This window comes from Thermostichus sp. MS-CIW-30 (assembly GCF_054058015.1).
On sequence record NZ_JBSRZW010000053.1, the window covers coordinates 1 to 6,918 of the forward strand.

Consider the following 6,918-nt stretch of genomic DNA (forward strand, 5'->3'; position numbering starts at 1 on the left):
CTCATGGGCTTATTGTAGTTTATCCAGACTTTTGACCAGCAAACCTATATGGAGGAGGGCTTTCCTCCCGACACCAAGCCTGCGGCTATGGTGCGCGCCTCCAGCCCGAAAATTTGGTGAACCATTGGATTGCCCTGTTTGTTTTCATCCCTCTTCCCCATGAGGTGAGGGGATCCTGCCTATCGCAGATCGGTTTGCCCTCCCTCGCTGGGATGGCTTTCTTGGATGATCAGAGCAGGATTTTGTGAATTCAAATCCCAAGTGCAGGCCAAGCCTTCTTTGCCGAGATCTCTTCGCTTCCCTCAACTCCATTGATGACTTAGCCTATTTACCCTAGGAGACACTATGGCAACTCTTTACTTCAGCCCGCTTTTCGAGGTACAAGCTCTGCAAGCGGAGCCCAACCGGGGACGCTCTCGCTCCTTCCTGCCCACTCCTCTGCAGGTTTGGGAGAGCGACGAAGCCTACACCGTCCAGTTGTGGGTGCCCGGTGCCAATCGGGAACGCTTCCACATCGAGGCCACGGCTCAACAGCTCTCCATCAGCGGCGAGATCCAGGTTCACGGCCCTGAAGGTGCTGAATTGCGCTACCAAGAAGTGGAGCCCCAACCTTTTCAACGCATCCTCAAGCTGGCCCGCCGCATCCAGCCGGAGAAAGTCTCGGCCACCTATCGCGACGGCATCCTCACCCTCACTCTGCCCAAAGCCGACGCAGCGCGGGTGATCAAAGTCCAAGTGGGCGCCTCAAACCCCACTACTCCGACGGAAGCCGTGACGGTGGAAAGCCAACCTGCCTAGGATCCCCCTCTTTTCGGGAGAGGGGCTGGGGGTGAGGATCCACTGCACGCGCACCTCATCTCCCACCTTAAAATCCAGCGCCCGGCTGGCATTGCCTCGGTTTTGCACGATCTCCACCCAGCCGGAGCTGCCCACCAGGGCCAGCACTTCCCCAACTTCTCCCTCAGCAAAGGTGGCCACGGAGCGGACGGGGATCCCTTTGACCGAGGCGCTCCAGCTTCGACCTTCCACCCACTGTCCGGGCAGGTTGGTGATGCCGTTGCCGAAGTGGTCGATGGCCTGGACCAGGCCGCGACAGCCGTTGGTCTCCATCTGGGGTGGCGGCCACTCCCAGCGGGTTAGTTCTGCTACGTCTAGGGGATCCCCCAGCTCCGCCAAAGGGATCCCGTTGGCCAGATGAGCGGCAACCGGGGCAAAAATATCCCGCCCATGAAAGGTGCGGCTGGGAGAGGGGGTGCGCCAATAGCGGGGCCGGTTGAGTTCCACAGCAGCCAGCGCCGGAGTTTGGGCCAAAACGCCGCTGAACAGGCCATTGTCAGGGCCAACCAAAAAGCCCGTCTCGGTTTGGATGGCTACCGCCCGGCGGCTACTCCCCACCCCTGGATCCACAACGGCCAGGTGAATGGTGCCCGACGGCAGATAGGGGTAGGCCGTCATCAGGGCAAAGCGAGCCGCCGCCACATCCTGAGGCGGGATCTCGTGGCTGAGGTCGATGAGTTGAGCCTGTGGGGAAAGGGTATGAATCACCCCTTTCATAATGCCCACATAGGGATCCTGCAGGCCAAAATCCGTCAACAGGCTAATAAAAGGCATACCCTTTTGAGGCTTGAGGATCCCAGTTTAAGGATCCCAAAAGATAACAGCGCTTATGGATGGGGTGGCTAGCGGGCGGCAAGAGCGGGTTCTGGGCGTTTGTACACCTGTCCCAAACGCGCCAACTGCTGCACCAACAAACTCAAGAACAGGCCCACATCGGTCACAATCCCCACCGACTCCAGGGATCCCCGATCGGCCAGCTTGGTCACCACTGCCGGGTTAATGTCCACGCAGATCAGCTTGACCCCGGCAGGCGTCATGTTCCCGGCACCAATGGAGTGCAACATGCTGGAGAGCATCAGCACCATGTCGGCCCCCTGTAGCAGCCGTGCGTAATCCTGCTGGGCCTTGATCAAATCCATCTCCGTATCTGGCAGCGGCCCATCGTCGCGGATGGATCCCGCCAGGGAGAAGGGCACCTGAGCGCGAATGCACTCGTAGAACACCCCACCGGTAATCACGCCCGCTTCCACCGCAGCCCGGATGCTGCCATACTTGCGGATGAGGTTGATGGTTTTGAGGTGATGCTTGTGGCCGCCCTTGACCGGCGTGCCCCGCGACAGATCCACCCCCAGCGAGGTGCCGTAGAGATTCTGCTCCAAATCGTGAACGGCAATGGCATTGCCCCCCAGCAGTGCCTGCACATAGCCTTCGCGGATGAGGGTGGCCAAGTGGGATCCGCCGCCTGTGTGGATGACCACCGGCCCTGCCACCACCACCGTTTTGCCGCCCCGCTCCTTGATTTGCCGCAGCTCCCAGGCAATCTGCTCCACCAGGATCTCCACCCGCCGCTCGCTGGAGACCCCCGATCCCATAAAGGTGAACTCCTGGGAAGAGCGCTCTTTGCTGGCCTGGCGCACGGTGCGGATCCCTTCCACCCCACACACCACGGCATCCCCCACCTGCAAATCTCGAATCAGGGTGCAATAGGCTGAAAACTCCGTCTTGCCATTGCAATCGGATCCCTTGACCACGATCACCCCATCCATGCGCTGCCGCTGCACCGGGATCCACTGGCCGGCCACCCGCACCTGCGTGGGATAGATGGTGGTGACATAAAAATCGTCGGGCGCTACCCCTGCTTTCTCTACCCGCTCCAGACGGGCATCTTGCTGGGTTTCCTCCGAGAGACGGGCCCCCTGCTCGATCAAGGCGCTGAGAATGGTGTCCAGGGTCTCTTCGGTGGGAGCGGAAACGGCCAGTTCCACCGTGGAAGTGCTCTGCCGTTTTTCCCCAAGTTGAAACTTGAGGATCTGGAAGCTGCCGCCATTGTCGACAATGCAATCGACGGCTCTGGTGAGCAGGTCGCTGTCCACCAAGTGTCCCTGGAGGGTCACCGTCCGGCTGAGCACCGTGGCCACCGGATCGGTTTGGGGAGCCACCGTCTCGTCGAGGCGCAGCGTCAGGCACTTGGCCGCCCCACCAGCTTTCAGGAACTCCGTCAGCTCCGTCTGCACCACCGCAAATCCCCGCTCCTGTAGGGCGGCTTCCAGCTCTGGGCTGACCCGATTCACCAAGATCGTGCCGTTCACATCCACGGCATTGCAGGCAAAGTGAATGGCATCCGCCTCCTGAACCGGGATCCGCTTTTCGGGGGGCACCCGCATCTCGATCAGGCGGTTGGAATAAGCATCAAAAGCCGGCGGGTAATAGAGCAAATAGCCTTCGGAGAGGGGGCAGAAGCAGGTGTCCAGGTGGTAGAACCGCTCGTCCACCAGCCGCAAAGACAACACCTCGATCCCCAGCCACTTGGCCAAGTAGGGGTGAGACTCCAACATGGAGCGAAAGCCGTAGCCCGCCCACAGCCAGCGCCCTGCCCGATCCAACAGAGCATCTCCCGCCCCCTCAAAAGCCAGGGCTGGCGGCAGCTCATAGACGGTGTAGCCCTGTTCCTCAAACCAAGCCTTGAAATGGGGCTGTTCCCCCTGCCGCTCTGGGTGATAAAAACGGCTCAGCACCACCTTGGATCCCAGAATGAGCCCGGCATTCGCCGTAAACACCATATCCGGCCATCCCGGCACCGGCTGGATCAGCTTCACCTCCGCCCGTTGCGAGAGATGCGAATAGAGAGCCTGCCACTGCTGCAGCGCCCGTTCTCGCGAAGAGCGGTGAACATTCCCCACCATCCAGGGGTTGATCACATAGTCCACCTCGTAGTGATCGGGTGGGCACATCAAATACCGAATGGCACCAGGCATAGATCTCAGAGCGCAATCTGCAGCAGGGCATCCCCTAGATTAGCAGTTGCGTGAGCAGCATCCTCAAGAATCATGAAAGAATCATTATTTGTGGGAATCTTTCGCCAGCTCTGGCTGCAGTGGGCTGGGATCGGCAATGTTGGGCAACTCCAGACAGTAGCCCGCCCCATAGACGGTTTTGATGTACTGGGGGTGGCGGGGATCCGGCTCCAGCTTGGTGCGCAGGTGGCGGATGTGAACACGGATGGTCTCGATGTCGTCGTCGGGCTCGTAGCCCCACACCTCCTGCAGGATTTCGCTGGGGGAAACGGTCTGCCCATGTCGCTGCATCAGACAGTGGAGCAGGTCAAACTCCAGGTGGGTGAGCTTGATCGTTTTGCCGAACCACAACGCCTCAAAGCGCTCCGGCACCAGCGTGAGAGGGCCATAGGTGAGGATCTCCCCATGCTTGGCCGCCTGTGGGATCCGGTCTGAGCGACGCAGCAGGGCCCGCACCCGCACCAGCAGCTCCTGCACCTCAAAAGGCTTGGTCAGGTAGTCGTCGGCACCGGCATTAAAGCCCTCGATCTTGTCCTGGGTTTGGCCGAGGGCGGTGAGCATCAAAATCGGGATCTCGCTGGTGCGCTCCTCCCGCCGCAAGCGCTGACAAACGGTCAGGCCATCTACCTGGGGCAGCATCAGGTCGAGGATGATCAGATCGGGGAGAACTTGCAGAGCCAGTGCTTGTCCGCGCACCCCATCGGTGGCCTTCACAACCTCGTAGCCCGCCAACTCCAGATTGATGCGCAGGATATCCAGAATCGAAGGGTCGTCCTCAATAATGAGTATGCGAGCCATAGCCGGTTGCAGCCCAAACTGCGGATAAAACGTTTTGTTAAATGTGCTAACAAAGAGCCGAAGCTTTACGACTGGAAGTTTACTTAATTTTAGCCTCATTGCAAATCTTACTGCGAAGTTAACCCGCAGGGTTGCCCAGCCCGGAGCCGGATGCAGGGGAAACTTTTCAACCCGTTTGGGGCAAATGGGTGCGTTTTTAAGGCCTACGGCCCGCTATCGCGAACGGATCTCCCTTTGGGGGAAGTGCTCCGCACCGCTGGCGCGAACGCGGCGATGAGGCGGCGGGTGTAGTCTTGCTGCGGCTGCTGGTAGATCTGGGAAGCGGGGCCAAGCTCTTCGATGCGGCCCCGGTTCATGACCATGATGCGGTCGCTCATGAACTTGACCACGCTCAGGTCGTGGGAGATGAACAGGTAGGCCAACCCCAGTTCCTCCTGCAGATCCTTGAGCAAGTTCAGCACCTGGGCCTGCACGGAGACATCCAGGGAAGACACTGCCTCATCGCAGACGATCAGGCGGGGCTCCGAGGCCAGGGCGCGGGCAATACAGATCCGCTGCCGCTGTCCTCCGGAAAACTGGTGGGGCAGGCGATCTAGCGCTTCCGGATCCAACCCTACCCGTTCAAACAGGCGTTGGGCCCGTGCTCGTCGCTCAGCAGCATTTCTCCCAATCCCGTGCAGGGCCATCGGCTCTATGACGCTGGCTCCCACACTCATGCGCGGATCCAGTGAGGCTGCCGGATCCTGAAAGATCAGCTGAATCTCGCGGCGGAGACGACGTAAGCGTTGGGGCGGCAAGCGGAGCAGCTCCTCGCCGTCGTAGATCACCTGGCCAGAGCTGGCACGGACCAGGCGCAACAGGGTTCGCCCCAGGGTGGTTTTGCCGCAGCCGGATTCTCCCACCAGCCCCAAGGTCTCTCCGGGGTAGAGGTCAAAGGTGATCCCATCCACGGCCCGGATCTCGCCCACCTGGCGGCCAAATGGCCCTCGACGGACGGCGTAGTGGGTTCGCAGATCCTGCACCTGCAACAGGGGGGGCTGACTGTACAGCCGGCGCAGCCGTTCTTCCTCTAAGGACTCCGTCCCGCTTACGCGAACGGCAGCCGGGATCTCCACCTGCTGCCACTGCTCCTCTGGGGATCCCCCTTTTTCCAGAAAATCCTGGACGGTGGGCAACCGCCGCAACCGCCGCTCCAACACCGGGCGACAGGCCAACAGGCCGCGGGTGTAGGGATGCTGGGGATCCCGAAAGATCTGCTCCACCGATCCCTGTTCCACAGCTTGGCCCCGGCGCATCACCACCACCTGATCTGCCAGTTCGGCCACCAAATTGAGATCGTGGGTGATGAAGAGGATGGCCATCTGCCGGTGCTGCTGCAGCTCCCAGAGCAGGCGCAGGATTTCCGCTTGCACCGTAACATCTAGAGCGGTGGTCGGCTCATCGGCAATCAACAGTTGGGGATTGGAGGCGATGGCACAGGCGATGGCCGCCCGTTGGATTTGGCCGCCGGAGAGCTGATGAGGGTAGCGCTCCAGCATCTGGGGAGAAAGCTGCACCTCCTCAAACAGGCGAATGGCTTGGGCGCGGATCTCCGCCGGGCTCAGGGAGGTGTTGGCCCTCAAGGTTTCCTGTAACTGCTGGCCACAGGTGTAGAGGGGGTTGAGGGCGGTGCTCGGCTCCTGGAAAATCATGGCGATCTGGGATCCGCGATAGCGCCGCCGTTGCCGGGGATCCAACTGCAGCCAGTCCACCGTTCCGTTGGGGCCCTTGAAGAGGATTTTGCCCTCCACCCGGGCCGAGCTGGGCAGCAGATCAATCAGCGTCAGGGCGGTCATGGTTTTGCCGGATCCCGACTCCCCCACCAGGCCTAAGGTCTGGCCGATCCCGATCTGGAAAGACAGCCCGTCCACCACCGGGGATCCCGAGGGCTCGCCAGCTGCACGGCTGGGCAAGAAAACCCGCAGCCCTTGTACGGTCAGCAAGGCAGAATCGGCAGCAGGAACAGCCTCGATCATGGCGACGAAAGCGCTCCGCACCGCTGGCGCGAACGCATTAGGGGAATTGGCAGGATTATAGACTACCGCCCCCGCCTTGGCCTCCAAAGTGCTCCGCACCGCTGACCAAAAGGCGCGGCAAGCCCCGTCCTTCAGGGCAGGGAAGGATAGCGCCGACCATAGCCGACGCCCTTTAAAAACGCAGTGTCGGCCATGTGAATATCGTTGTCATCACGCATAGGCCAAGAATACGATTGAGCGGTGCAACGACTTCA

The 6,918-nt window shown here is 60.7% G+C and carries 5 protein-coding genes; 1 reads left to right on the top strand and 4 read right to left on the bottom strand.

The features are described 5' to 3' along the window. Nucleotides 1-345 precede the first annotated feature (345 nt). Complete coding sequence (locus ACVWXW_RS14190; RefSeq protein ID WP_457404345.1) at nt 346-798, top strand: Hsp20/alpha crystallin family protein; 453 nt, start codon at nt 346-348, stop codon at nt 796-798. On the opposite strand, the gene ACVWXW_RS14195 is transcribed toward ACVWXW_RS14190, so the two are convergent. The 4 genes from ACVWXW_RS14195 to ACVWXW_RS14210 form a co-directional block, all read right to left on the bottom strand. Continuing rightward, the gene (locus ACVWXW_RS14195) at nt 745-1,611 is read right to left on the bottom strand and encodes an SAM hydrolase/SAM-dependent halogenase family protein (protein ID WP_457404346.1); all 867 of its coding nucleotides are present in this window, start codon (nt 1,609-1,611) and stop codon (nt 745-747) included. The two genes, ACVWXW_RS14190 and ACVWXW_RS14195, sit on opposite strands and share 54 nt — an antisense overlap. Before the next feature lie 68 nt (nt 1,612-1,679). Further along, entirely contained in the window at nt 1,680-3,812 is a 2,133-nt protein-coding gene (argZ, locus tag ACVWXW_RS14200; RefSeq protein WP_457404348.1) for a bifunctional arginine dihydrolase/ornithine cyclodeaminase, read from the bottom strand. 84 nt (nt 3,813-3,896) lie between these two features. Next, a complete protein-coding gene (locus tag ACVWXW_RS14205) occupies nt 3,897-4,649 on the bottom strand; it encodes a response regulator transcription factor (RefSeq protein WP_414342492.1) in 753 nt (250 codons plus the stop codon). Nucleotides 4,650-4,852: 203 nt separating this feature from the next. After that, entirely contained in the window at nt 4,853-6,664 is a 1,812-nt protein-coding gene (locus ACVWXW_RS14210; protein ID WP_457404349.1) for an ABC transporter ATP-binding protein, read from the bottom strand. Nucleotides 6,665-6,918: the final 254 nt, after the last annotated feature.